The 24959-nt window shown below is 69.2% G+C and carries 14 protein-coding genes and 1 pseudogene; 7 read left to right on the top strand and 8 right to left on the bottom strand.

The window, feature by feature from the left end:
• Nucleotides 1-6: 6 nt before the first annotated feature.
• A complete protein-coding gene (locus CcI49_RS18270; protein ID WP_076828035.1) occupies nucleotides 7-1857 on the bottom strand; it encodes a DUF2075 domain-containing protein in 1851 nt (616 codons plus the stop codon).
• Between the two features lie 287 nt (nucleotides 1858-2144).
• Entirely contained in the window at nucleotides 2145-6332 is a 4188-nt protein-coding gene (locus CcI49_RS18265) for a TIR domain-containing protein (protein ID WP_076828033.1), read from the bottom strand.
• A 297-nt stretch (nucleotides 6333-6629) separates the two neighbouring features.
• On the opposite strand from CcI49_RS18265, the pseudogene CcI49_RS43400 reads away from it, so the two are divergent.
• Nucleotides 6630-6812, top strand: a pseudogene (locus CcI49_RS43400) (IS5/IS1182 family transposase); the annotation flags it as partial.
• 75 nt (nucleotides 6813-6887) lie between these two features.
• Here CcI49_RS43400 and CcI49_RS18260 read toward each other — a convergent pair.
• A complete protein-coding gene (locus CcI49_RS18260; RefSeq protein ID WP_076828031.1) occupies nucleotides 6888-7949 on the bottom strand; it encodes a hypothetical protein in 1062 nt (353 codons plus the stop codon).
• 442 nt (nucleotides 7950-8391) lie between these two features.
• Here CcI49_RS18260 and CcI49_RS18255 point away from each other — a divergent pair, with 442 nt between their 5' ends.
• Nucleotides 8392-8841 carry an NUDIX domain-containing protein gene (locus CcI49_RS18255; protein ID WP_076828029.1) on the top strand — a complete coding sequence of 150 codons (450 nt, stop codon included), beginning with the start codon at nucleotides 8392-8394 and terminating at the stop codon, nucleotides 8839-8841.
• A gap of 74 nt (nucleotides 8842-8915) precedes the next feature.
• Here the strand turns inward: CcI49_RS18255 and CcI49_RS18250 are convergent, their stop codons facing one another.
• Nucleotides 8916-9809 (bottom strand): aminoglycoside phosphotransferase family protein, encoded by an 894-nt coding sequence (locus CcI49_RS18250; RefSeq protein WP_076828027.1) that lies wholly within the window; start codon nucleotides 9807-9809, stop codon nucleotides 8916-8918.
• A 192-nt stretch (nucleotides 9810-10001) separates the two neighbouring features.
• Between CcI49_RS18250 and CcI49_RS18245 the strand changes: the two genes are divergently transcribed.
• Entirely contained in the window at nucleotides 10002-10919 is a 918-nt protein-coding gene (locus CcI49_RS18245; RefSeq protein ID WP_076828025.1) for a hypothetical protein, read from the top strand.
• A 57-nt stretch (nucleotides 10920-10976) separates the two neighbouring features.
• Nucleotides 10977-11813 (top strand): oxidoreductase, encoded by an 837-nt coding sequence (locus CcI49_RS18240; protein WP_076828023.1) that lies wholly within the window; start codon nucleotides 10977-10979, stop codon nucleotides 11811-11813.
• 72 nt (nucleotides 11814-11885) lie between these two features.
• Here CcI49_RS18240 and CcI49_RS18235 read toward each other — a convergent pair whose 3' ends face one another.
• On the bottom strand, nucleotides 11886-13412 hold the full coding sequence (locus CcI49_RS18235) for an ATP-binding protein (protein ID WP_076828221.1): 1527 nt from the start codon (nucleotides 13410-13412) through the stop codon (nucleotides 11886-11888).
• A gap of 327 nt (nucleotides 13413-13739) precedes the next feature.
• Between CcI49_RS18235 and CcI49_RS18230 the strand changes: the two genes are divergently transcribed.
• Nucleotides 13740-17351 carry a bifunctional proline dehydrogenase/L-glutamate gamma-semialdehyde dehydrogenase gene (locus CcI49_RS18230; protein WP_076828021.1) on the top strand — a complete coding sequence of 1204 codons (3612 nt, stop codon included), beginning with the start codon at nucleotides 13740-13742 and terminating at the stop codon, nucleotides 17349-17351.
• Between the two features lie 331 nt (nucleotides 17352-17682).
• Complete coding sequence (locus CcI49_RS18225; protein ID WP_054570183.1) at nucleotides 17683-19902, top strand: NADP-dependent isocitrate dehydrogenase; 2220 nt, start codon at nucleotides 17683-17685, stop codon at nucleotides 19900-19902.
• Nucleotides 19903-20069: 167 nt separating this feature from the next.
• Here CcI49_RS18225 and CcI49_RS18220 read toward each other — a convergent pair whose 3' ends face one another.
• Entirely contained in the window at nucleotides 20070-21215 is a 1146-nt protein-coding gene (locus tag CcI49_RS18220) for an SRPBCC family protein (protein WP_347280131.1), read from the bottom strand.
• 707 nt (nucleotides 21216-21922) lie between these two features.
• On the opposite strand from CcI49_RS18220, the gene CcI49_RS18215 reads away from it, so the two are divergent.
• On the top strand, nucleotides 21923-22111 hold the full coding sequence (locus CcI49_RS18215) for a hypothetical protein (protein ID WP_054570181.1): 189 nt from the start codon (nucleotides 21923-21925) through the stop codon (nucleotides 22109-22111).
• Nucleotides 22112-22708: 597 nt separating this feature from the next.
• Here the strand turns inward: CcI49_RS18215 and CcI49_RS18210 are convergent.
• Entirely contained in the window at nucleotides 22709-23854 is a 1146-nt protein-coding gene (locus CcI49_RS18210) for an alpha/beta hydrolase fold domain-containing protein (RefSeq protein ID WP_241840132.1), read from the bottom strand.
• Between the two features lie 218 nt (nucleotides 23855-24072).
• Entirely contained in the window at nucleotides 24073-24870 is a 798-nt protein-coding gene (locus tag CcI49_RS18205; RefSeq protein WP_076828019.1) for a hypothetical protein, read from the bottom strand.
• Between the last annotated feature and the right edge of the window lie 89 nt (nucleotides 24871-24959).

Here is a 24959-nt window from a genome sequence, read left to right as displayed (position 1 = left end):
GGCCAGTCAGAGCAGTTCTTGAAACTTGGCCTGGGTCTCCGGGTCGGTAGAATAGACGACAGTGCCGACCATCCCGCGGGTGAGGAGAACCTTGTAAGTATTACGGATCAGCGGGTCGAAGTCTGCGGCCGCTGCGCGGACCACGGTGTCCCTACTGGCGGCGCTGTTGGCTCGCCAGCCGTCAGTCCTCCAAACCAGGTCCGGGCCGAAGATCACCCCGTTCCAGTCGTACTCAAAACCCTGAGCTGTATAGATGCAACCGACCTGACCGAATCCCGCCGGGTCGGTGGCCCACAGTGCAGAAGCGGGCACGCCGCCCATTGGCCGATCCCCCTGGAGGTTCCAGGGCCGGCGCCACTCCCCGATGACGATATCCTCGACCAGGGTGCCGTCGGAGGAAGGAGAGCTCCACGGCCAGCAGAAGCCGGCGGTAATGCGGGCCGTAAAACCCGCATCCTGCCTGGAGCGCAGAAGGTCCTCCATTTCCTGGGGAGAGCAAGCGACCCTCACCTGGAACTCGTCCTCGCTCTTCCATGGCCGGGGACCGCCGGGGACCAGTGACATCAGCTGGCTGACCCACTGCTCGTAGTTACGACTGCCGCCACACCGGAACTGACCGTTCAGGTCGACGTGGTGGACGACAAAACCTCGATCGCGCGCGGCCTCCCTGATAGCATCGATAGTACCTATCTCTCCCGGTCGCACAACCTGGTGTTCGTCGAGGAGAAAGACTGGCACTCTCGCAGCGTCGAGAAGCTCCTCCAGCTGGCGGCGGGTGCTCCGCTTGCTGGCTGGAGTGAACCTGTTATTCGAGGTCTGCCGGATTCGGTGGGCCTCGTCGCAGATCAGGACGTCGACTCCGTCATGTTCGGTGCTCGTGAAGTTGTTAAAGTACCGGAACAGCTTCTGAACTCTTCTATTTCCTTTTCCTGCGGTGTGCCGGAGCGTCGTCGTGAAGGATCTGGACCCGGTCGCATGTAGCACAGTGCGCCCATTGCGGGCAAGGTGGCCCAAGAGTTGTACCGCGATCACACTCTTCCCTGTTCCGGGACCTCCCGAAACTATGATGACCTCCTTCTGCTCGGTGCGGTGAGAACGTGAGACGGCCCTCTTTACCAGTGAGGCCGCCACCTGCTGCTCGTTCAGGAGGGTGAACTGTTCGTTCGTCGACACTTCCTGTGCCACCAACCGCATCAGCTGGCGACTCGGCGCGACGGAGCTTTTTAGCAGCGCGTCGGCGGCAGGCGCACCCGGGGCGGGCGAGAGTCGTTCGCCCAGGTAATCAAGAAGGGCATCCCGAGTGGTGGCGGTGAACAGACGGAGATGCTTTTCCTGAGGGTATTCGAGCAGCTCTTCGACGTCAGATTCGTTGGCGTTGTGTAGGTATGCGACCCCTGCGAGGCCGTCGGCCGATCCGGCGAGAAAAACGGTAAAATCCTGCAGGTATTCGCGGTAGCGGTCGACCTGTTCTAGCGGATGAAGTCTTGGTGAACCTCCGGTCGTACCGACGAGGCACAGATCGTTTGACTCCGGCTCGAGGCGGGCCCTGCTCCATTGGCTGAGCTCAATGATGACATATGAGGCTTCCCCTGTTTCCGGGTGCTGGCCGGCGAGAATTGCGTCCGCACGTAGGCTGGAAAATGGAAGTCGGTGCTCTACCAGTACTTCGACCTGCTCGAGTCCAGTATCACGCAGCACTTCGCCGAGTTCTAGAAGGCTATTCCTCCACGAGTGAACCTCGCTAGCCGATGCGTTGTGCGAGAATTTTTCCTGATGCAACTCGGAAAGGCGCTCCGGGAGGTGGCCGGACTGGCTGTCCTGGAGTAGGAGGCGTCCGGACAGGCGAAGAAGGGGCACGATCAGCTCCCGACGGGTTAGGGCCGTGTTTATCGGTGACAGAGAACCGTTGGACGTAGCCAAAAATTCTAGCAGAGCTTGGCGGGGCAATGTGTGGCAGTTGTCGGATGGCCTCGATGAAACGTGGGTGTGATGCTTGGCGGGACTTCTGTGATCAGAATTCCTCTCCAAGGACCAGGCCGGCCGTCCAGTCGATCCCTGTGGAGTACTATCGATTCCGTCTGGTATCGAACTGGCGGTCGTCCTATCTGCGGTTGGGCATGTAGGGAAACCGTCGTCGCAAATTCTTAGGTAACGCGATCGTCGTGCGGCGGCGACGTCCAAACAAGAATAGCTCGGTCGGTTCCGCCGGTGGCGAGAAGTGTGGGGCCTGTGGGCAGTGGTACGGCAGCGACGGAGTTCACCCGGCCGGTGTGGCCGATCAGGGGTACGCCGACCGATTGTCCGGTGGTGGGGTTCCAGAGCCGAACTGTGTGATTGGCGCTGCCGCTGGCGAGGAGCGCGGGCCCGTGGGGTGATGGTAGTGCGGCGAGGGTGAGTACCCAATCGCGCTGATCATTCAGCGGGCTCCCAACCGGCTTCCTGGCGCTGGGATCCCAGAGACACACGGCCCGGTCGTCGCCCGTGGCGAGAAGTGTGGGGCCTGTGGGCTGCGGTATGACGGCGATGGAGTTCACCGGGCCGGTGTGGCCGGTGAGGGGTGCGCCGACTGGTTGTCCGGTGGTGGGGTTCCAGAGCCGAACTGTGTGGTCGGCGCTGCCGCTGGCGAGGAGAACCGCGCTGTCAGATAGCGCCACCGGTGCCACAGCGTTCACTCGGTTGGTGTGTCCGGTGAGGGGTGCGCCGACTGGTTGTCCGGTGGTGGGGTTCCAGAGCCGAACTGTGTGGTCGGCGCTGCCGCTGGCGAGGAGAACCGTGCCGTCGGCAAGCGGCACCGAGGCCAGGGCGAGTACCCAGTCGGTGTGTCCGGTGAGGGGTGCGCCGACTGGTTGTCCGGTGGTGGGGTTCCAGAGCCGAACTGTGTGGTCGGCGCTGCCGCTGGCGAGGAGAACCGTGCCGTCGGCAAGCGGCACCGAGGCCAGGGCGAGTACCCAGTCGGTGTGTCCGGTGAGGGGTGCGCCGACTGGTTGTCCGGTGGCGGGATCCCACAACCGGACCGTCTTGTCGTTGCTGGCACTGGAAAGAAGAACCGCACCGTCCGGCTGTGCCACAGCAGCCAGAGCGTTTACGGGGCCGGCATGGCCCGCGAGGGCCGGGCCGGAGGTTCGTCCGATCGTTGGATCCCACAGCCGAACCGCTTCATGGTCGTCGCCGCCGGCGAGGAGAATGGTGCCATTGGTGGCGGGTATCGCGGCCAAGCAGGCTATTCGACTGGCATGGCCAGCGATCGGTGTTCCGACTGGTTGTCCGGTGGTGGGTTCCCAGAGGCGTATTGTTCCGTCGTTGCCGGCGCTGGCGAGGAGAGTGTTCCCGTCTGGAAGTGGTACTGCTGCCAGGGCGAGCACCCTGTCGGTGTGGCGGATCAGGGGTGTTCCGAGTGGTTGTCCGGTGGTGGGTTCCCACAGGCGTATCGTTCCGTCGTCGCCGGCGCTGGCGAGGAGAGTGTTCCCGCTTGCCAGGGGCACCGCAACCAGGGCATTCACTGGGCGGGTATGACGGTTGCTTGCAGAAGTGACGGGTTGTCTGTCAGTCAGGTTCCACAGGCGGACTGTTCCGTCGTTGCCGGCGCTGGCGAGGAGAGTGTTCCCGTCTGGAAGTGGTACTGCTGCCAGGGCGAGCACCCAGTCGGTGTGGCCGATCAGAGGTGTTCCGACCGGTTGTCCGGTGGTGGGTTCCCAGAAGCGTATTGTTCCGTCGTCGCCGGCGCTGGCGAGGGCGAGGTCGCCCGATGGGAGCGTCACCGACGCCAAAGCATTCACCGGCCCGGTGTGGCCGATCAGAGGTGTTCCGACTGGTTGTCCGGTGGTGGGTTCCCACAGGCGTATTGTTCCGTCGTCRCCGGCGCTGGCGAGGAGGGTGGTCCCGTCTGGCAGGGGCACCGCTGCCAGGGCGTTCGCTCGGCTCGTGTGACCGGTGAGAGGTATGCCGGCGGCTTGTCCGGTGATGGGATCCCAGAGCCGCACTGTTTCGTCGTTGCTGGCACTTGCGAGGAGGGTGGTGCCATCCGGCAGTGTGATCGCCAACACGGCGTTCACCCAGTCGGTGTGGCCAGTAAGGACGCGATGGGTCGTTCCGGCCCACATGGCGGCCTGAATACCCCATTTGGCAGTCGCAATGTTCTGAACGTGGCGCGCGGCGTTCCTGGCGAGGAAGGTGGCGCGGGTCTTGTGCGCCCAGACATGCAGCCACCAGACGGGGGGGTCGTCGGGGTGGGCGACCCAGTCGTCCTGGGCCTGTTCGTAGGCGTTCACTGCGGCGACGCCCTCGGCGGTGCGGAGCTGGTGACGAAATTTCAGGATACCGCCGTTCATGCAGGTGATGAGAAATCCCGGGTCAGTCACCATGGCATCCAGAAGGCCGGCGTGGGTGGCGTGTTCGGCGAGATGGGCGCGGGTGTAGTCGGAGACGGCCGTCCAGTTCCGCCGATCGGGAGGGTCGAGCGGGGTGAGAGCGGTTGTGATGCGACGGTGAGCGGTGTGAGTGGCCTCGCGAAGGCTGTGGCCGAGATGGCGCAGATCTTCGTCATCGCTGTGGACGATGGAAACGCCAGCGATGAATTCGCGCAGACTTTGGTGGCGGGGAAGATAAAGGTCGGGATCGCCGCCCTGGTGGGTGGCGAGAAAGGGGCGGAAAGGCCCGCGGAGAAGGGTGCGGGCGGCTCGCTCCGGGACGCCGGCCCAAGCCGCAATGACGGCAGCAGGCTGAGGTTCGAGGGAGGCGGCGAGGGTGGCCAGCACTGGGAGGCCCTGGGAGTTCCATCGGTCTTCTCCGAGATCGGCGCACCAGCGTTGCAAGTTGTCGGCGTAGTAGCTGGCGAGTCCGTCCGGGAGCCTGTCGATGTCGATCGGTGACCGGTCGCGATCGCGGATCTGATCAAGAACGGTTAATGCGTATATCCATACCCCTCCGGACCGTTCCAGCAAGATCTGGCAGAACCGCGTGGCCGTCACACGTGCGTCGTGTAGAGCATCGATGATCAGTTTGTCGGTGATCGTGACCGTGTTCAGATATTCGCTTAGATCCCGCAGATTGGTGGCGCTTTCGGCGTCGAGGCGCTCGACGACCCATCCGCCGGCAGGAGCGTTGATTCTTTTCGGGCGTGTGGTGGCGACGACGACGGTGCCGTGCGGGAGGCCGGGGGGCAGGCCAAGGGGGAGTTCTCCGGCGGCTGGAGTGGGAGCCTCGTCGAGGCCGTCTACGAGCAGCACCACCGGCTGTGCGGGCTCGCCTGCTGCGTCTGCCCTACGATCCCGGGCACGGGCGGCATCGCACAGCCGGCTGTGCAGCCAGCTCGTGCTCCCCGCATCCGCTGGCAAGACGCCCCCGGGCGCTGCGTCCTCGAGCCTCCAACAAGCAATGAGCTGTGCGGAGAGGTTACGTCGTGCGGTTTCGGGGTCACGGCCGTCGGCGAGGCGGGCGAAATGCGCCGGCCAGCCGCGGGTGAACGCAAGGTAGGCAGCCAGCGCTGACTTCCCCATGCCGGCCTCCGCCTCGATGAGCAGGTAGCCACCGCGGCGCTGCTGCATGCATCGACCGATGGCGATGTCGATTTTCTCGATGAGTTCGGTGCGACCGCGGAACCGGCCTACCGGGTTGCCTGGATCGGTGGGGTCGACCAGACGTAGGTCCCCGGGGAGCGGGTCGAGGGGGATGACCGCATCGCGGAGAAGACGGAACGGGCCGGAGAATCGCTGCTGCCAGACATGGCCGTAGTTGATGCCGATGGCCTGCCCTTTTGGTGCAGTCACCTTCCGGATTTTGACCGTGTCCTGGGCGGAAGAATGGGTGCCTGGCGCAGGGAAGGGTGGTTGGGTTGATGCCCTCGTGGATACAGGGAACAGCGGAGCGGTAGCTGGCTTCTCCCGTGCGCCGGATACCGCGAGCCCGGCCGCTCGAAGCAAGGCCGACCGGGCTTCGTCCCGGGGGAGCCCGAAGAGGTCGAGGGAAAATGTCTGGCCTGGCATCCTCGGTCGTGGACAGTCTTCGACGCGGGCGACGAGGAGCGTGCGGGTTGCCCCGCTGGGGCCGGGTGCACAGGCGGCGCGCCACTTCGCTGTCCTCAGGGCCGAGCGGGTGTAGGCATGGGAGACGACGGCGATCGTGGGGGTGGCCTGCGTGATGCCTTTGTCCATGGCTGATACCCAGTTCGCGCCGGGGATGAGTTCCCAGGCCTCGATCAGTACGCGCAATCCCGCCTCTTCGAGCGTCGAGGCGATCCACTCCGCCCACGGCCGGTCGGTCTGGGCGTAGGACACGAAGAAGTCCCAGCTGGTGCCGCTGCGGGGGGTGATGTCTGTGTTGTCCGCATTGGTCACATAGGTAGTGTGCCACTGGGACGCGGCGCGTCAGATTGGTGCTCCTACGGCGTGGTCCAGTTCCCTGTCAGGGGGTCATCACGAATCCGTCGATCTTGCCGATGGGACCGGTTTGCCGTAGGACCGGATGGCTGGGGTGTCCGTCGGTAGACGGTGACGGGGTCTGCCCGAGCTGTTCCGGTTAGGGCCGTCTTTCGCCGGTCGTTCTCCACCCAGGACCCGGCGTGCTGGTCCAGAACGCTTGCCAGTTCGGTGCGGTCGCCAGAAACGGGGCGCTGCTTCGACCCGTCACTGTCGACCTATTTCCGGCGTCGCCTGCAGCGTTCAGGTGATCCGAACCGGTTGTTCGTGCAGGTCAAGGCGGTGATAGCGGCCGCCGGCGTGCTCAGGGGCAGGCACCGGCGGGCCCAGGACTCCACAGTGCTCGACGACGCGGTCGCGACCCAGGACACCGCCACCCAGCTGCTCGCCGCGGTCCGAAAGCGATCCGCGGGGTGTCCGGCGCGGATGGTTCCTCGGCGTGGCGGGAACTCGGCCTTCAGACAGGGGAGGATCTCAACTCAGCCGATGTTCGCAGCGGCGTTCGACCGCTAGGCCCCACCGGCGGCGGAAGGTGCCGTTTCCGCAGACCACGCAGGGTTGAAGAGCTTCCAGGTTGCCGGTGCCGTGCGCGAACGTCGCCTCCTCACCGGGGTCGAACCGGACGAGGGCCGGCCGTTCCGGTCTGGCACGCCGCGCCAGTTCCAGGTGCCGGCGGGCGGTGCCCCTCGGTGGGGCGGCTGGTCGTTCCCCGTCGTCGACGGTCTGCTTCTCGGCTTCGTAGGCAGCCCGGTCGATGCTGGGGAGGAGGATCCGGTACTTGCCGTAGGCGACGGGGACCAGTTCGCCGGCGGGTATCTGTTCGGCGATGTCGCCCATGGCCATGGGACTTGGGCGCGGCCGTGGACGCAGTCCGGGGCCGGTGTCGCGGACCCAGGTGAGGTGGCGGACGCCGAGCATGGTGAGGTCCTGGGGCTGGCGGGCGGCGAGGACCTGGGGGATGTCGGTGGTGAACCTCAGTTCGGGCACCCGGTCGTCGAAGGTGACGCCGGGGCCGGCGTTCCACACGGCGGTGACACCGCGCGCGGTCGCGTCCCGGGTCCGTCTGACGTGGTCCTTCTTCTGAGTGAGCTGGACTTCGGTGGACGTCGGCTGCGGGGCGTCGGCGATGAGCAGGTCTGGGAACCGCCCGCGGCGGCCTTGGCGGCGCTCGCGGGTGGTGACCTGCCAGCCGACATGGTCGTAGACCCTGCTCCAGACATCGAGCATCGCACTGTGACGGGTACGGTCCGGTGGGGTGACGGTGTGGTCGCCGCGGCCGCCTTCGCCGTGGAAGTGGGAGGCGTAGCGGGTTCCGGTGGCCCGATAGGTCTTGAGGATGACCGGCGCGCCGTCGCACTGGGGGAACAGGCAGCGGGCGGTCGGGGTGTGGCGGTGGGAGACCTGGGCGGCGGCGCGGTCCCACAGTTCCAGGCCGTCGGGCCGGCCGAGGGTGGGGTCGGCGAGGTCGAGCTGCTCACCGGTGGCGAGTTGGATGACGCGGAACCTGCCAGGCGGGATCTCGTCGAGGTCGACCACCGATATGGCCTCCGAATCTGTCACGCAACAGCGCAGAGCGCCCCTCCAGCGTGACCGACGGAGGTGTCGCAGGTCCGGCGATTTCCGAAGCGGACCGGCTGCGCCACCAGCGCGATGGGACCTGGGAGCGGGATTGTGCTGGTAGGCAGGGCGGGCTGATCGCGGCGCGTCCGAGGGCCTGGAACCTGCCGCTGGGGTGCTTTTCGATGTGGTCAGGCGCGCAGAAGCGGGACGGCCCGGTCGGCGGGCCGGTGATGGCCGTGCGTTCGAACATCACAACCCGTGGGCGCCAACCCGCCCGTGTACAGCGGTGGGCTGACTCGCCTCATCGTGACGGGCAGGGCTGGCATCGCGGTCCCTCCGTGGTCCTTCTCGGGCAGTGGTGCATCATCGCCGGGCCACTGATGTGGCCGGCGGACACACCGATGAAAGGAACACGACTATGAAGCGGATTGCAGCGATGGCCTGGCGGGCGCTACGTGGTTCGGTGCAGTGGCGTGTGCTCTGGCTGTGGCATGCAACCTTTATGGTCGGTGTGAGTGGAATCGTGAAGGATGACGAGGGACGCGTGTTGCTCCTCCGGCATCGCCTGTGGCCAGAGCATCGACAGTGGGGACTCCCGACCGGGTATGCGAAGCGGTCGGAGACCTTCGAGGAAACGGTTGCCCGGGAAGTCCTGGAGGAGACAGGGCTCACGGTCCGCGTCCGCGACCTGGTAAATCTGAAAAGCGGGTACCGGCTGCGGGTGGAGGTCGCCTACGCGGCAGACCTGGTCGGCGGAGATGTCAGGATCGACTCGTTCGAAGTCCTGGAGGCGCAGTGGTTCGCAACGGACCACCTTCCGGAAGGCCTGCTGGAGTCACACCGAACCCTGATACAGAAAACACGCTGAGCTGGGCAGCCCGGAAGCCGTTGGCGCCGACCCACCTGACTCTTCGCTGCTTGCCTGATCTCGTAGTCGTCCGGTTACGTGATTGAACCGCCTCTCAGGACACGGTCGAGCGCTGCCCGGCCTGCGGGTCCCCATGTCGACTTACCGCCGGGAAGGCCTCGGTCTCCGTTCTGGCCCATAAGCATGAGAAACAGGCTTTTCAGAGCGGCAAGCCCGCGAGCGCGCCGGATCGTCGCGTCGTCCGCATGCTCATATACGTCGAAGAAGCGCGAGGATGCGCCTGTGGGAAGGATTACCCATGCGGCCGCGAGGTCCCACGCCGGGTCGCCGGCGAACATGTCGCCGAAATCGATCACTCCCGAGAGCGTCCCGTCCGAGACGATGACGTTCGCGGGATGAAGGTCGCCGTGCGCCCAGACCGGCGGCCCCTTCCATTCGGGCGCCGCAACGGCATCGTCCCAGACGGCCCGGACATCGTCGGCAATGCCGCCGGGGACAACGGCCTGAAAGACGTGGTCGAAGCCGTCCGTGCACTTTTTGGGGTGAGCTCCGCGGTCCGAGCTGATCGGCGCGTCAGCGGGTGCCTCCACGTGGAGCGCTCTGAGGAAGGCCGCCAGGGTGTCGGCCGCGTGCTCGCCGCGGCTGATCGAGCTGTGGTCCAGTGGGTCGCCGGAAACCCACGTCATGATCGTCCAGAGCTTCGGGAAGCGCGTCGACGGTTCACCGATCCGTACCGGGACCGGCACCGGGAGCGGCAGACGCGGAGCGAGGACGGGCAGCCACCGGCGCTCCTTTCGCTGGAGGTCCGGAGCACGTTCTGTCCGCGGCATGCGTACGGCCAGCTCGTCCCCAAGGCGCCACTGCTGGTTGTCCCACCCGCCCGCCACCTCACGGATGGCCAGCCCGGAAAGGTCTGGATGCTGCTCCTGTAGCAGGTCACGGACCAGGTCTGCGTTGATCTCGCTCATATGACGCCACAGTAGTGGGGCAGGCACCGCCTCTGGCGCCGCCCGTGATCGGCAGAGCTCCGCTCGTGATCGGCGGCTGGCTGTCTCCCGAGCCATGGTGAAACAGGGCCGCGAGATGTCCGGGCGCCTGCTCGCGGCATAGTCGGGTGGACCGGAAGGGTCTCTGCGCAGCGGTACCCGAAAGGCGGCGGCATGGCGGACGACACGGACGAGACCCGTGCCCGCGACGGAGGCCGAGGACACCGAGGCCACCGGCCGGGAGGTGCCGGCCGCGGCGGGGCTGGGGCACCTGAGGCCGGAATCGGCGGTCGGCGGCTCGAGGTACGCGTCCAGCCGGACGTCACCTACGTGACCTGGTGGTTGACGCCGCAGGGGGACGGACTTCGCCAGGCTGTGACGGACGGTTCCGCCTCAGGCCCCCTTGGCGGGATCCGGCCCGTCGGGTGCGTCGCCGGCAACAGCATGACGGCGAGCACCTGGTGGGCCTGGCCGATCCATCCCGACCGCCCCTATGACGGTGCTGCCGTCGGGCGCCTCCTGCTGGCAGCGTCCGACACCGTCGCAGCGTCGTTTCGCGCAGGCCGGCTGATTCACGTTCGCGCACGCCATCCGCGGCCCGGTGCGTGGCTCACACCGGCCGGTGTCCTGGACGCACCGGCGGCGACCCCGGGCTGGCTGCCGGAGGCCGTGCGGGCGTACCACCGCTGGCGGGCGGCCGGGCCGGTGATCGAGGCCCGGCACCGGTGGCAGAGCGCGGTGGAGGCCTGTTCGGTCACCGCCGACGGCCGTGAACTGTGGTGCACGGGCAGCGGCTACCGGGACGAGATGCTGGCCGGTTTCGACGTCGAGCAGACCCCGGAACGGGTCACCGTCCGGGCCTGGCTCGCCTTCGGCCCGGACGGGCCGACGTCCTTCGGCACGGGGCCGGTGCGGACCCTGCCGGACGGGCGCCGGCTGGGCAGGATGTACCGCCAGGCAGCCAGCCGCCGGTGGAGCACCGTCGTGTATCTCGACCAGCCGCTCGGTGAACGTCCGGTGGTCGATGTCGGCATCCGCGAACCTGACGGTGCCGGCCGGGCCCGCAGAGCCTGGCTCGCCGAGCGGGAATGACCGCGCGGCGACAGGGGCGACAGGGTGTCCGTTGTGTTCTCCTCGAAAGGAACTGTAATGGCTCGCAAGGTCGCCCTGGTCACCGGCGCCTCCTCGGGTATCGGTGAGCACACCGCCCGCCGCCTCCACCAGGCCGGCTTCGTCGTGTACGGCGCCGCTCGGCGCGTCGACCGGATGGCGGAGCTCGCCGCCACGGGCGTACACACCATCGCCCTCGACGTCACCGACGAGGCCTCCGCCCAGAAGGCCGTCACCGAGATCCTCGCGGCCGAGGGCCGCATCGACGTCCTCGTCAACAACGCCGGTTACGGCTCGTACGGCGCGGTCGAGGACGTCCCGATCTCCGAGGCCCGTGCCCAGTTCGACGTCAACCTCTTCGGGCTGGCGCACCTCACCCGGACGGTTCTGCCAGCCATGCGCGCCCAGGGCAGCGGCACCATCATCAACATCAGCTCGATGGGTGGGCGGTTCGCCACCCCGCTGGGGGCCTGGTACCACGCCAGCAAGTACGCCGTCGAAGGCCTCAGCGACACGATGCGCCTGGAACTGAAGCGGTTCGGCATCGACGTCGTTCTCATCGAGCCCGGCCTGATCCGCACCGAGTGGGGCGCCATCGCCGCCGACAGGCTCCGCGCGACCTCCGCAGGAGGACCCTACGCGGAGCAGGCCACCGCCATCGCCGCATCGCTGGAGCGGAGCTCGGGGCCCGACGCGCGGAGGACCTCACCGCCCACCGTCATCGCCGACGCCGTGACCAAGGCCGCCACCGCCAGAAGCCCCCGCACCCGGTATGTCGTCGGCTTCGGGGCCCGACCGCTGATCCTGCTCAGCAGAATTCTGCCGAACCGGGCCTTCGACATCCTCATCAAGCGCACCGTTGGCATGCCGGCCTGACGGTCGCCTGTCTCGGCCCTGCTGGCCTGTCGGCGCTCGCGTCACGCAGCGATCGCGTCACACAGAGATCGGTCAGGCGCGCAGCAGCGTGACGGGGCGGCCGGCGGGGCTGGTGACGGTGGTGATGGCCGTGCGCTCGGCGATGGGCGCGGCGTCGGGGCGGGTGTCGAAGATGACGAGTGTGCCGCGGTCGAGGCCGAGCCGTTCCAGATAGCCGTCGAGTTGGAGCAGGCCTCGGGGGAGTGGATCGGTCTCCCGTTCCCGGCGGACCTTGAGCTCCAAGGCCTCCCGTTGCACCTCCCGCCGGCCGTCGGCCGCGGTGTGGGCCCAGCGGACGAGCAGGTCGATACGGCCGCGGCCGATGCCGTACTCGCGTTCGACATAGCCGCCGCCATTGACGACCCGCTGCAGGAAGCCCATGAGTACCAGCTGGCAGGCCGCTTCGGGATAGCGGCGACCGGAGGCGAGGATCTCCCCGTTCTCGACCCAGAACCGGGCGAACTCGTCGAGCATCGTCGCCAGGTCGAACCGTCCGTCGGGCAGGACGAAGGTGCGGGGGTCGGCGAGGACGACCGCCTCGACGCCGTCGGTCAGGACCCGGGCGATGACCTCCCGGTAGATCGGGTTGGCGATCCGGACCGGGTTGGTGGGGGCGATGAGGCCCAGATCGCGGACGTAGGAGAGGTCGTCGTCGTAGGCGTCGAGGTTGACCACGGTGCCGGCGAGCACCGGTTCCAGCACCCGTCGGACGCGTGGCTGGGTGAGGGTGGCGGCGAGGGAGTCCAGGTGGGTGGCCCGGGCCAGGACGAGCCGTTCCTTCRCCTGCTCCACATGATCCAGGGTGATCGTCGCGGTGGGGGGAACGGCGATCTCCTCGACGATCTCGCGGGCGAGCGCGTTGACGAGCCACGGCTGGCCGGCGGTCAGCTCGAACGCCCGCGCGAGAGCGTCCTCGGTGAAGGCCTGCCCGGTCTCGTCCGTGTGCTGCCGGTAGAGGTGGTCGACCTCGTCCGCCGTGAAGTCGCCGAGCCGCAGCGACTTCACCTTCACGTTGAACGGGCTCGCCGACCCGAGCCGCTCCGGGTCGCTGCCCGAAGCGACCCGGTAGTCGCGGACGTCGCGCAGGCCGCACAGGACGACCGACGCCGGGAACACCTCCGGACGGTCACTGAACCCAGCCCGCAGCTGTCGCAGAACACTGATCAGGCTCGGCCCACGCAGCGCGTCGATCTCGTCGAAGAACAGCACGAGGGGTCGCGGGGACGCCCGCGCCCATGCCGAAAGGGCCCGCCGGAGCGCGTTCTCCGCAGCCGGCTCCGGCCACGCCGGTGGACGAAGCTCCTCGGGAAGCGCCACCTCAGCCCGGTCGCGGATCTCCTGCAGGACGCTCCGATCCGCAGCCCGGTAGTCGTCGCCCGCTGCCTCTCCGACCTCGCCGGAGAAATGCAGCGCGGTGTACTGCCCGGACGCGGTCAGCTCGGTGGCCAGCGCGCGCAGGGCCGTCGTCTTCCCCGTCTGCCGTGGGGCGTGCACGACGAAGTAGGCGTTCTGCGTGACCAGCCTGGACGCCTCGGGCAGCCGCGACAGCGCCGGCACCATGTAGTGAAGATCAGGACGGCACGGGCCGGCCGTGTTGAAACGCCGCACCGGCCGCCCCTTCCGCCCAGCTCCTCCGATCACACTCCCGCCACTCTATGCAACCGTGTGGCGGGTGACGTAGATAGTCAACGCTGTTGACGTCCCCGGGCTCGCCTTGTTGATCTTGAAGGTCGGTAGGTGCGGGCACCGGGGTGGACGTGGCGCGCGGCGTGAGTCGCTGGGCGGGGGCGGGCCCATGACACTGGAAGGGTTCCTGCCGGGTAGGGCTCATGGCGCCGGCGACCGGCGCCGGCGACCGGCGCCGGCGACGAGAACCTGGGAGTGCCGATGACCGCGGCTCACAGCACCACCGTGTCCGAGTTGTCCGCGGTGGCCGAGGAGGCCGTGGCGCTCGTCCGCCGCTGGGCCGCCGAGGCGGCGGACGAGCCGGTGGACGCCGCCGCCGCGCGGCTGGCGGGAGTGCTGCGGGAGCCGGGGGGCCTGGCCTTCACGGTGGGGTTCGTCGACGGGGTGATCCGGCCCGAGGACAGGCGGGTCGCGGCGCGGAACCTGGCCCGGCTCGCGCCGTCCGCGCCCGGGTTCCTGCCCTGGTATCTGCGGGCCGCGGTCCGGGCCGGCGGGGTGGCGGGGCCGGTGGCGCCGGGGCTGGTGATCCCGGTGGCGCGCCGGGCGCTGCGGGGCATGGTGGGGCATCTGCTCGTCGACGCGACCGAGCGGCGGTTGGGGCCCGCGATCTCGGCGGCGCGTGAGCCAGGTGTGCGGCTGAACCTGAACCTGCTGGGTGAGGCGGTCCTCGGCGAGCGGGAGGCGGCGCGGCGGCTGGCGGGCACGATGGCCCTTGTCGAGCGGCCGGACGTCGACCATGTGTCGATCAAGGTGTCGGCGGGCACCGCACCGCATGCGCCCTGGGCGTTCGAGGAGACGGTGGCCCAGGTGGTGGACGCGCTTCACCCGCTGTACGCGCGGGCGGCGGCGACCCGCCCGGCCACGTTCGTCAACCTGGACATGGAGGAGTACCGCGATCTGGATCTGACGATCTCGGTCTTCACCAGGCTGCTCGACCGCCCGGACCTGCGCCGGCTGGAGGCCGGGATCGTCCTGCAGRCATACCTGCCCGACGCGCTGGGAGCGCTGGTCCGGCTGGGGGAGTGGAGCACGAAGCGGGTGTCGGCCGGAGGTGCCCCGATCACGGTGCGGATCGTGAAGGGCGCGAACCTGCCGATGGAACACGTCGAGGCATCGCTGCGCGGCTGGCCGGCGGCGCCGTACGGCTCCAAGGAGGAGACCGACGCCAACTACAAGCGGCTGCTGGACCACGCGCTGCGGCCGGAGCGTGTGGACGCGGTCCGTATCGGGGTCGCCGGGCACAACCTGTTCGATCTCGCCTTCGCCTGGGTGCTCGCCGGGCGTCGCGGGGTCCGGGGCGGTCTGCGGTTCGAGATGCTGCGGGGGATGGCGCAGGCGCAGGCCCGGGTGGTGGCCCGCGAGGTGGGCGGCCTGCTCCTCTACACCCCGGCCGTGCGGCCCGCGGAGTTCGACGTCGCCATCGCCTACCTGGTCCGGCGGCTGGAGGAGGGCGCCAGTCAGGAGAACTTCCTGTCGGCGATGTTCGACCTGGCCGGTGACAACGCCGGCGGCAGCGGTGGTGGCGACGGCGACGGTGGTGGTGGCCTGCTGTTCGCGCGGGAGGAGCGGCGGTTCCGGGCGTCGGTGGCCCGGCTGGAGGCGGAGGCGGCGGTCCCGCCGGCTGCCCGTCGCACCCAGAACCGGCAGCTGCGGTCCGTGTCGGCACCTGACGTCGACGTCGACGCTGATGTTGAGGCCAAGGTCGAGACCGATGCCGGGGTGGGCTTCCGCAACGCGCCGGACACCGATCCGTCGTTGGCGGCGAACCGGGCGTGGGCGCGGCGCATCCTGGCACGGGCCGGGACGTCCGCCCTCGGCGCGGATCTGGTCGAGCGGGCCGCCGTGCGGACGCCCGCCGAGCTCGACGACGTCCTCGCCGGTGCGGTGGCGGCCGGTCCCGGCTGGGCCGCGCTCGGCGGCGCAGGCCGCGCGAAGGTGCTGCGGCGCGCCGCCGACCAGCTGGAAAGCCGTCGCGCCGAGCTGATCGAGGTCATGGTCGCCGAGGCGGGCAAGACCTTCGACCAGGCCGATCCGGAGGTCTCCGAGGCGGCGGACTTCGCCCGTTACTACGCCGACCGGGCGGTGGAGCTCGATCACGTCGACGGGGCGGTGTTCGCCCCCGCCCGCCTCGCCGTGGTGACACCGCCGTGGAACTTCCCGGTCGCGATCCCCGCCGGCTCCACGCTCGCGGCGCTCGCCGCCGGCTCGCCGGTGGTGCTGAAGCCGGCCGGCCAGACCCGCCGGTGCGGTGCGGTGCTGACCCAGGCGCTGTGGGACGCCGGTGTGCCGCGCGACGTCCTCCAGCTGGTGTATGTGGACGAAGGGGAGCTGGGGCGGGCGCTGGTGAGCGACCCGCGGGTCGAGCGGGTGCTGCTGACCGGGGCGTTCGAGACCGCGCAGCTGTTCCGCTCCTGGCGGCATGATCTGCCGTTGCTCGCCGAGACCAGCGGCAAGAACGCGATCGTGGTGACGCCGAGCGCGGATGTCGACCTGGCGGTGCGCGACGTCGTCGCCTCCGCCTTCGGTCACGCCGGCCAGAAGTGCTCCGCCGCGTCCCTCCTCGTCCTCGTCGGCTCGGCCGCCCGGTCACGCCGGCTGCACGACCAGCTGGTGGACGCGGTGCGCTCACTGGCCGTGGGGCCGGCCCACGTCCCGACGTCCCAGATGGGGCCACTCGTCGAGCCGGCCGCGGGGAAGCTGCTGCGGGCGCTGACGACGCTCGGGCCCGGCGAGCGGTGGATCGTGGAGCCACGCCGGCTCGACGGCGAGGGCCGGCTCTGGTCGCCGGGGGTGCGCACCGGCGTTGCCCGGGGCTCGGAGTTCCACCGCACCGAGTACTTCGGCCCGGTGCTGGGGATCATGGCCGCACCTGATCTCGCGACGGCCGTCGAGCTCCAGAACGGCGTCGACTTCGGGCTGACCGCGGGGCTGCACTCGCGTGACCGGGCGGAGATCGAGTACTGGCTGCGGCACGTCGAGGCCGGCAACCTCTACGTCAACCGGGGCATCACGGGCGCCATCGTGGGGCGTCAGCCCTTCGGGGGGTGGAAGCGCTCGGCGGTCGGGCCCGGTACCAAGGCCGGAGGTCCGTCCTACCTGCTGGCCCTCGGGACCTGGGCGAGCACGCCGAGTACCGCCGCCGACGCGACGCCTACGCCTACGCCTACGCCTACGCCTACGCCGGCTCCGGCTCCGGTCGCCGGTCAGCTGCTGGCCGCGGTCCGGCGGGCTCCCCTGGCGGGGGAGGCCGCGGAGGAGATCGCCGGCCTGGAACGAGCGCTGCGCAGCGACGCCGCGGCCTGGACGCACGAGTACGGCGTCGCGCGTGAGGTGGGTGGGCTCGTCGCCGAGCGTAATGTGCTGCGTTATCGACCCGTGCCGGTCGAGGTCCGGCTTGTGGACGACGGGTTCGTCGCCCTGGTGCGGGTGGTGGCGGCGGGCCTGCTGGCCGGCTCGGCGATCCGGGTCACCGCTGCGGTGGAGCCGCCCGCGGGCCTGGGGCCGGCGCTGCGCGAACTGGGTGTTCCCTGGCGGCTCGCGGCCGAGAGCGAATGGCTGGCCGAGGTCGCACGGGCCGCGGCCAGGGGGCGTGAGCTGCGCGTCCGGGTGACCGGCCGGGACGCCGACGCGCTGGCGCGGGCAGCTCGCGCGCTGGCGGACGTGACCCGGGGCCGGCCCGGCATCGTCGTGCACGCGGGTCCGGTGACGGAGTCCGGCCGGCTGGAACTACTGCCGTTCCTGCGGGAGCAGTCGATCAGCGTGACCGCGCACCGGTTCGGAGCCCCGGACGACCTCGTCGCCGGACTGGTCTGAGCCACCAGACTGGTCGTCACCAGACTGGTCGTCACGAGTGGTCTCTGAGTCACCAGACCGGTCGCAGCCATCGGACCTGTCTGAGCCATGCCCCCGACGGCCGTAGAAGATGCGTACAAGGCGACATCACGGTAAAAATCTTAAGCTCGCCTAACTATTCTGGCTCTTCGTGTGCCAGGTCGGAGACCGGGCGGGCCCGGGTGCGGTCGTGCGACGGCCGCGACGAGCGGCGCGAGCTGTACCACACGCGCCCACGTCTGGCCGGTGGGTGCGGGACGGGCAGGGCATACCTTGATACGACACGCAGTAGTAGACGCGAAGCGGAGTTTCGGTGACTGATTCGGTGATCATCTATACGCTGACCGACGAGGCGCCGGCCCTGGCGACGTACTCGTTCCTGCCGGTGGTGCAGGCGTACGCGTCGACGGCCGGGGTCGAGGTCGTGAGTCGTGACATATCCCTGGCCGGGCGGATCATCGCCAGCTTCCCGGAGCACCTCGAACCGTCCCAGCGCATCGATGACGCGCTTGCCGAGCTCGGTGAGCTGGCGAAGACGCCCGAGGCGAACATCATCAAGCTGCCCAACATCTCGGCGTCCATCCCGCAGCTGAAGGCCGCGGTCGCCGAGCTGCAGCAGCAGGGGTACGCACTGCCGGACTACCCCGACGACCCGAAGACCGACGAGGAGCGGGAGGTCCGCGCCCGGTACGACAAGATCAAGGGCAGCGCGGTCAACCCGGTGCTGCGCGAGGGCAACTCCGACCGGCGCGCCCCCGCCTCGGTCAAGGGCTACGCGCAGACCCACCCGCACCGCATGGGCGCGTGGAGCGCGGGCTCGAAGACGAACGTCGCCACCATGGCTGCCGACGACTTCCGCAGCACCGAGAAGGCCGCGGTGATCGCGGCGGACGGCGCGCTGCGTATCGAGCTGGTCGGCGACGACGGCACCACCACGGTCCTGCGCGAGTCGGTACCCGTGCTGGCCGGCGAGGTCGTCGACGCCTCCGTGATGCGCATCGGCGCGCTGCGTGAGTTCCTCACCGCGCAGGTGGCCCGGGCCAAGGCCGAGGGCGTGCTGTTCTCCGTGCACCTCAAGGCCACGATGATGAAGGTCTCCGACCCGATCATCTTCGGCCACGTGGTACGGGCGTTCTTCCCCGAGACGTTCGCCCGCCACGGCGCCGTCCTCGCCGCGGCCGGCCTCACCCCGAACGACGGTCTCGGTGGCATCTTCAAGGGCCTGGAGGCGCTGCCGGAGGGCGCGGAGATCAAGGCGTCCTTCGAGGCGGAGCTGGCGAGCGGCCCGGCACTGGCCATGGTCGACTCCGACCGCGGCATCACGAACCTGCACGTCCCCAGCGACGTCATCGTCGACGCGTCGATGCCGGCGATGATCCGGACCTCCGGCCACATGTGGGGCCCGGACGGTTCCGAGGCCGACACCCTCGCCGTCCTGCCCGACAGCAGCTACGCGGGCATCTACCAGGCGGTTCTCGACGACTGCCGCGCGCACGGCGCCTACGACCCGGCGACGATGGGCTCGGTGCCCAACGTCGGCCTGATGGCCCAGAAGGCCGAGGAGTACGGCAGCCACGACAAGACCTTCGAGATCCAGACCACCGGCACCGTGCGCCTGGTCGACACCAGTGGCACCGTCGTGCTGGAGCAGACGGTGAGCGCCGGCGACATCTTCCGTGCCTGCCAGACCAAGGACGCCCCGATCCGCGACTGGGTGAAGCTCGCCGTCAGTCGTGCCCGCGCCACCGGCGACCCGGCGGTGTTCTGGCTCGACGAGACCCGGGCGCACGACGCCCAGCTCATCGCGAAGGTGCGGACCTACCTGGCCGAGCACGACACCGACGGCCTGACCATCGAGATCAAGGCGCCGGTCGACGCCATCACGTTCTCGCTGGAGCGCATCCGCCGCGGTGAGAACACCATCTCGGTCACCGGCAACGTGCTGCGTGACTACCTCACCGACCTGTTCCCGATCCTGGAGCTCGGCACCAGTGCCAAGATGCTCTCGGTCGTGCCGCTGATGAACGGTGGCGGCCTGTTCGAGACCGGTGCCGGTGGCTCGGCACCCAAGCACGTCCAGCAGCTGGTCAAGGAGAACTACCTGCGCTGGGACAGCCTCGGTGAGTTCCTCGCCCTGGCGGTGAGCTTCGAGCAGCTCGCCCAGTCCACCGGCAACGCCCGCGCCCAGGTGCTCGCCGACACCCTCGACCGCGCCACCGCGACCTTCCTCAACGAGGACAAGTCGCCGACTCGCCGCGTCGGCGGTATCGACAACCGCGGCAGCCACTTCTACCTGGCCCTCTACTGGGCCCAGGAGCTGGCCGGCCAGAGCGCCGACGCGGAGCTCGCGCAGGCGTTCAGCGGCCTCGCCGAGACGCTCTCGACGCAGGAGAAGGCGATCGTGGACGAGCTGCTCGCCGTGCAGGGCTCGCCCGCGGACATCGGCGGCTACTACCAGCCCGACCCGGCGAAGGCCGCGACGGTGATGCGTCCGTCGGCGACCTTCAACGAGGCCGTCGCCACGCTGGCCTGACAGCCGGCAGACCGAGCTCAACACCGGCTGGATCCGCCGGATCCGCATACTGCCCGGAACGGGCCCTCAACCACCGGTTGAGGGCCCGTTCCGCTGCTGCAGGGACACCGCGAGCGGTGGTTCACCGAACCGGGTGGTTTCAGCGGCCGCGGTTGAGTAACCGCCGGTCAGCGGCCGCCGGCGAGGGCGTCCGCGAGGACGTCGTGGCGGTGGTGCAGTCCGGGCTCGTTACGGCCGAACACCAGGTTCGCCCGCGCTCCGGCGGCCAGGTTCGCCTGCACCCGGGCGGCCAGCGCGTAGTCCTCGTCGCGTACGACATCGTGGGCGTACTCGAAGATGCTCCGGGCGGCCTCGGCCATTCCCGGCTCGCTCACGTCCATCGTCGAGGCGTTCTGGTGGACGGTCACCGAATGACCCGGGCGCTCCCCCGGATACACCCGGAAGATCTCCCCGTTGGCGACGGTGACCGACAGAACGATGTTGGGGAACAGGGCATAGATCAACACGAGGTTGTTCAGCGGCACCCACTCCTGCTCCGGCTGGTTCGCCAGGTCGGTGATGTGCCTCATCGGGAAGATCAGCCGGTGGTGGCGACCGAAGGAATCGAACAGGGCGCAGTTGCTCTTCGTGATCTGGGCGAAGGTGTCCCGATGCACCGTGGCGAAATGGTAGCTCTCGGCGAAGGTGTCGAGCGCCAGTTTCCAGTTGACCGGTGCGTCGAGAACCTTTTCGCCGACCGGTGCCCAGTTCCCGATTCCCCAGGAGGCGAGTTCCGGGCCCAGCGGGCCCAGATGCGCGTCGACGTCCAGCGGGCCGGCCTGGGGATCCAGCCCGACCCACAGGAAGCCGGAGTGCTCGGCCGCGGGCAGCTCGGTGAGCTGGGCCTTTCCGCCGAGCGTGGCCGGGAAGCCCTCCCGCCCCGGACCACCGACGAACGCGCCGTGTGCGTCATACGTCCAGGCGTGCCAGGGGCAGACGAAACGTTCGGCTGTGCCGCAGCCGGTGGCGAGCGGGGCCTGACGATGCAGGCAGATGTTCTCGAAGGCGCGAATCGCGCCGTCCGTGCCGCGGGTCAGCAGCACCGGGACGTCCATCACCGTCTTTGTGCAGTAACTGCCGGCCGCGGGCAGCTCGGAACTGTAGCCGACAAGCTGCGGTGACCGCCGGACGAGCTCGCGTTCTTTTTCGAACTGCTCCGAGCAGGTATATGCCTGGGCGGCCACGCCACCTTCTTCAGGTGTCATGTCGGTGGTTTTGTCGATTGCTGTCTTCAGCGCCCGTCGGGTGAGATCGACGAGTTCGTCGCGGTCGATGTGAGGCCTCCCCAGAATCGATGACGTCGCCAGCCCGCAGGCCCGGGCGGTCCCGACGCGATCAGTAGCCTGAATTGTATGTGCCTACCACGAACGGTTCTTGACCGGCCTAAGTTCCCAGCCGGACAGGAAGGATGGCACTCCCGTGCGTCACGGAACTGTGGGGCGACTGGGGCAAACGGGGTGGCTCCGCCGTCACCGTCGGGCGCGCGGGCGGCCTGCCGGGCCGTGGATGGCTCTGCCGTGCTGTGACCAGTGGCGACTGGTGGGGATCCGCGTCGGCGGTCCCGCGATGTGCTCCCCGGTGCGGTGGCGGCGGAACCCTGTGGCCCCGATCACGGTGTGGGTTCCTGGTGCGATTGCCGCCGGCGAAAAGGCGCCCGGTCAGATGGGTCTGCTCGGCCCAGCCGCGCCCGCGCTGGCCGCGGTGCCCGTCCACGGTTCACACGGACGAGGTTTCCGTCGACCGTGACGCCGGTCACGGAAATGCCCGGCAGGTGATCGTCGTCACGCATTCCTGTCGCGTCCGGGACTCATTTTTGCGCAATGTGGCCCACGACATAGACGTGGCTAACACCGACCTCGGTCGACCCCCATGAGTGCGTCGGACGTCACGTTCGCGATCAGGATTCTTTCGGGATTGTGAGTCATTATGGATATGGCGGTGGAAATGGCGCCGCCGCTGGACAAGTCGCAAGGAGGCAGCCATGAACCTCTTCTTCTCCGACCACTCCGGCCTGTACCGGAAGCTCGCCGCCCGGCGTGCCGTTCGCCGCGTTCGTCACCAGTTCGAGGAGATCCTCGAGTCGGCGGACACCTCGCCGGGCCTGCGGCAGGACATCCAGGCCCTCTACGCCCGTCAGGACTGGGGCATCGCGGCGAAGTCGCCGCGGTAAGCGCCTCGGCAGTGGCAGCTGGAGCAGTAAACGGACTCGGACCTGGACGGGCCTCGGCTTCGCAGCAGCAGCCGGCCGTCTCGGTCTCGGCCGCAGTGGTGCAGCCGCGGTGGTGCAGCCGCATTGACGGAGTCCTGACGGCGCGGTCGTGGCGGAATCGGTATCGCCGCGACCGCGCCGCGACGGTGAGCCGTGGTTGACCACGAGCTCCCCGAGAACCGGCTCGTGAACAGGCGCGGCGCCCCGGCAGGTCCTTGCCGCCGGCCGTTTCCGTTGGTCACTGCTTCTGGCAGCCGGTGAGGTGGATGAGGGTGACCGTGCCGTACGCCTCGGAGGGTGTTGCGTCTCTCACCCGCCCCGCGGGGCCCCGGACATCCCTCCCGCCAACCCCGGGGACCGACGCAGCCCCATTGGCGAAACCCTGAGAATCGGCGGACCTGGGCCACCGACATCGGCCTGGCGGTCCGTGGTCGCCCGTCGGCGGCGACCTCAGCCGTCGCCACCCGGCTCCGCGGCGACCAGAATCCTCGTCTGATCGCCCTTCGCCTCTTCGCCTCTTCGGATGCCGGAGAGGGCGGGCAGGGACGTGGGTGAACGCTAGAACCGCATTCCGAAGGCCGCGCGCAGCGCGGTGATCTTGTCGTCGCGCTCCCGGCCCGCCCGCGGGGTGCCGTGGGCGGTACCGGTGGTGGCTGTGGTGCCGGTGTTGACGACGGCGCTGTGACCCGGGACCGATCCCCGGTGCCGGCGCCGAGCAGCCTGGCCGGAGGTGCAACGTCCGGCGGCCGCCGCGAGAGAGCCTCCGGCCGTGGCCGCCGTGGCCGCCGTGGCTGTCGCGGTGGCGGCGGCCGAGGTCGGCATCGAGGCCGGACCTGAGGTCGTGGTGGCGGCGGCCGGCTGGTGGCGCAGGCGGACGGGCACCCCGGCCGCGCGGAGCGCCGCGGCATACGCGACGCCGTCGTCCCGGCGCCGATCCCCCTCCAGGACGGACACGTAGGCCGGGGGCAGCCCCCGTAGGTCGGTGGCCCGGGCTGGAGCCGCGTAGGCCGGCACATCGGCGGTCCCGGCGAGGTCCGCACCCAGATAGGCGTCCCAACGGGCACTCGGGGCCTGGCCTGTGACATCGACGGGGGCCGGTGCGGCGCCGGCACGTCGGTCGTCCAGCTCGGGGCGGCAGAGGCACTGGAAGCACAGGGCCGGGCCGTTGCGGTCCCGGGTGAGCAGCGTCAGCGCCGCGGCGAGGCCGGCGCCGGAGTTCACCCCGTGCACGGCGATCCGCCCGGGATCGACACCGAGGCGTTCGGCGCGGTCGACGGTCCATAGCAGGGCCGCATAACAGTCCTCGATCGCGGCCGGGTACGGGTTCTCGGGGGCGAGGCGGTAGTCGACCGAGATCACGACGGCGCCGAGCGCCCGGCTCAGCTCGATGTTGGCCCGGTGGTCCGTGCCCAGCGCACCCGCGACGAATCCRCCGCCACGAAGATGCAGGACCGCCGGGGTCGGCCGGGTGCCGACCAGCGGGGTGTAGATGCGCACCGCCACGTCCGGTGCGTCCGGCGGGCCGGGAACGCTCGTGTCGGTGATGTTCACGCCGGTCAGGTCGATCTCGCGGGTCGCGGAGAGGATCAGCTCCATGGCCCGGGCTCGACTCGCGGTGATGTCGTCGAGGACGGCGAACGGCGTGATCTCGACCAGCGCCGCGCGCTCGGAATCGAACCGGTAGGGCATCGCGTCCTCCAGCACCAGTGTCGGGCATCCGCAGCCTGAATCCGCCCCCTTGCGCCCAGACCATGCCCATCGTGACCCCGGAAGCGGCCGACGAGGCCCCGAAACCCGCCTATCTGCCGGATCGGCATTCCGGGTGTCCTCGGGAGAGGATTCTGCGCGGTGTCACCGCCTGTGCCGCGCGTAACGGCGCGCGGCCAGGGCTGCCGGGAGTCCGGGCCGGCGACGGGGACGGCTCACTGGTTGGTCAGCCTGTCGGCGATCTGGTCGACGAAGCCCTGCTCGATGTCCGGCGGCGGCACGTTCTGGACGTTGATGACCTCGAGCTGGACGGCCACCTCGCCGACGTAGAAGTAGAGCGTGTCGCGGACATAGCCGTAGGTGCCGTACTGGTCCGTGACACCCAGTGAGGTCCGGATCAGTGCGGTGGCCCCGGGCGGCGGGGGCGGGGTCTCGACCGCGACGAGCTCGTAGGTGTATCCGTTCGCGTCCGGGCCGGCGAACTGCTCCTCCAGCGCCGCGCGGTAGCAGTCACCGAACAGGGGGCTGGTGACAATCTCGGCGTTCTGGCGGATCTGGCTCGCGGGCAGGATCTTCGCCCGGCTGACCGCCTGGAAATCGGATTCCTCGGTGCTGGTGAACAGATCCCCCGTGGTCTCGTCCGACGGTTCCGGCGGGTTGTATTCCGGGAAACCGGCGCAGGTGGCGACAGCGGTTTCTATCGCGCTGTCGCCGTCGCTGTCCGGATCGTCCGCGCCACCCGAGCTCTCGAAGCCCGCGGTTTCCGGACCCGCTGCGAGCACGTAGTCCGCCGCGCTCAGCTGGCTTGCCGGTGTGGCGTTGACCTGCGTTGACGGGGTTTCCGGCCCGGTCGGGGCAGGCTTCGTCGCGGGCCCCGCGGTCGGAGACGTCGTCGGCGTGCTGAGCGTGAGGGAGCCCTCCTGGCATCCCGTGAGCACAGCTGCCAACGCCGACGCGGCGATTGCGCCGAGCACGGGTCGGCGCCCGCCCCAACCCTGCCGAATGCTGCCCATCTCCGACCTCCATGAGGTTCGCGCAGCTGTTACGCGAACTGGCTGAATACCTTGTTGACAAGGAACACCATGCCGGAGAAAAGCGGGTG

The organism is Frankia sp. CcI49, assembly GCF_001983215.1.
GTDB classification, from domain to species: Bacteria; Actinomycetota; Actinomycetes; order Frankiales; family Frankiaceae; genus Parafrankia; species Parafrankia irregularis.
Note: the sequence above shows the minus strand (reverse complement) of the source record. Positions and strands in the feature narration are given on the sequence as shown.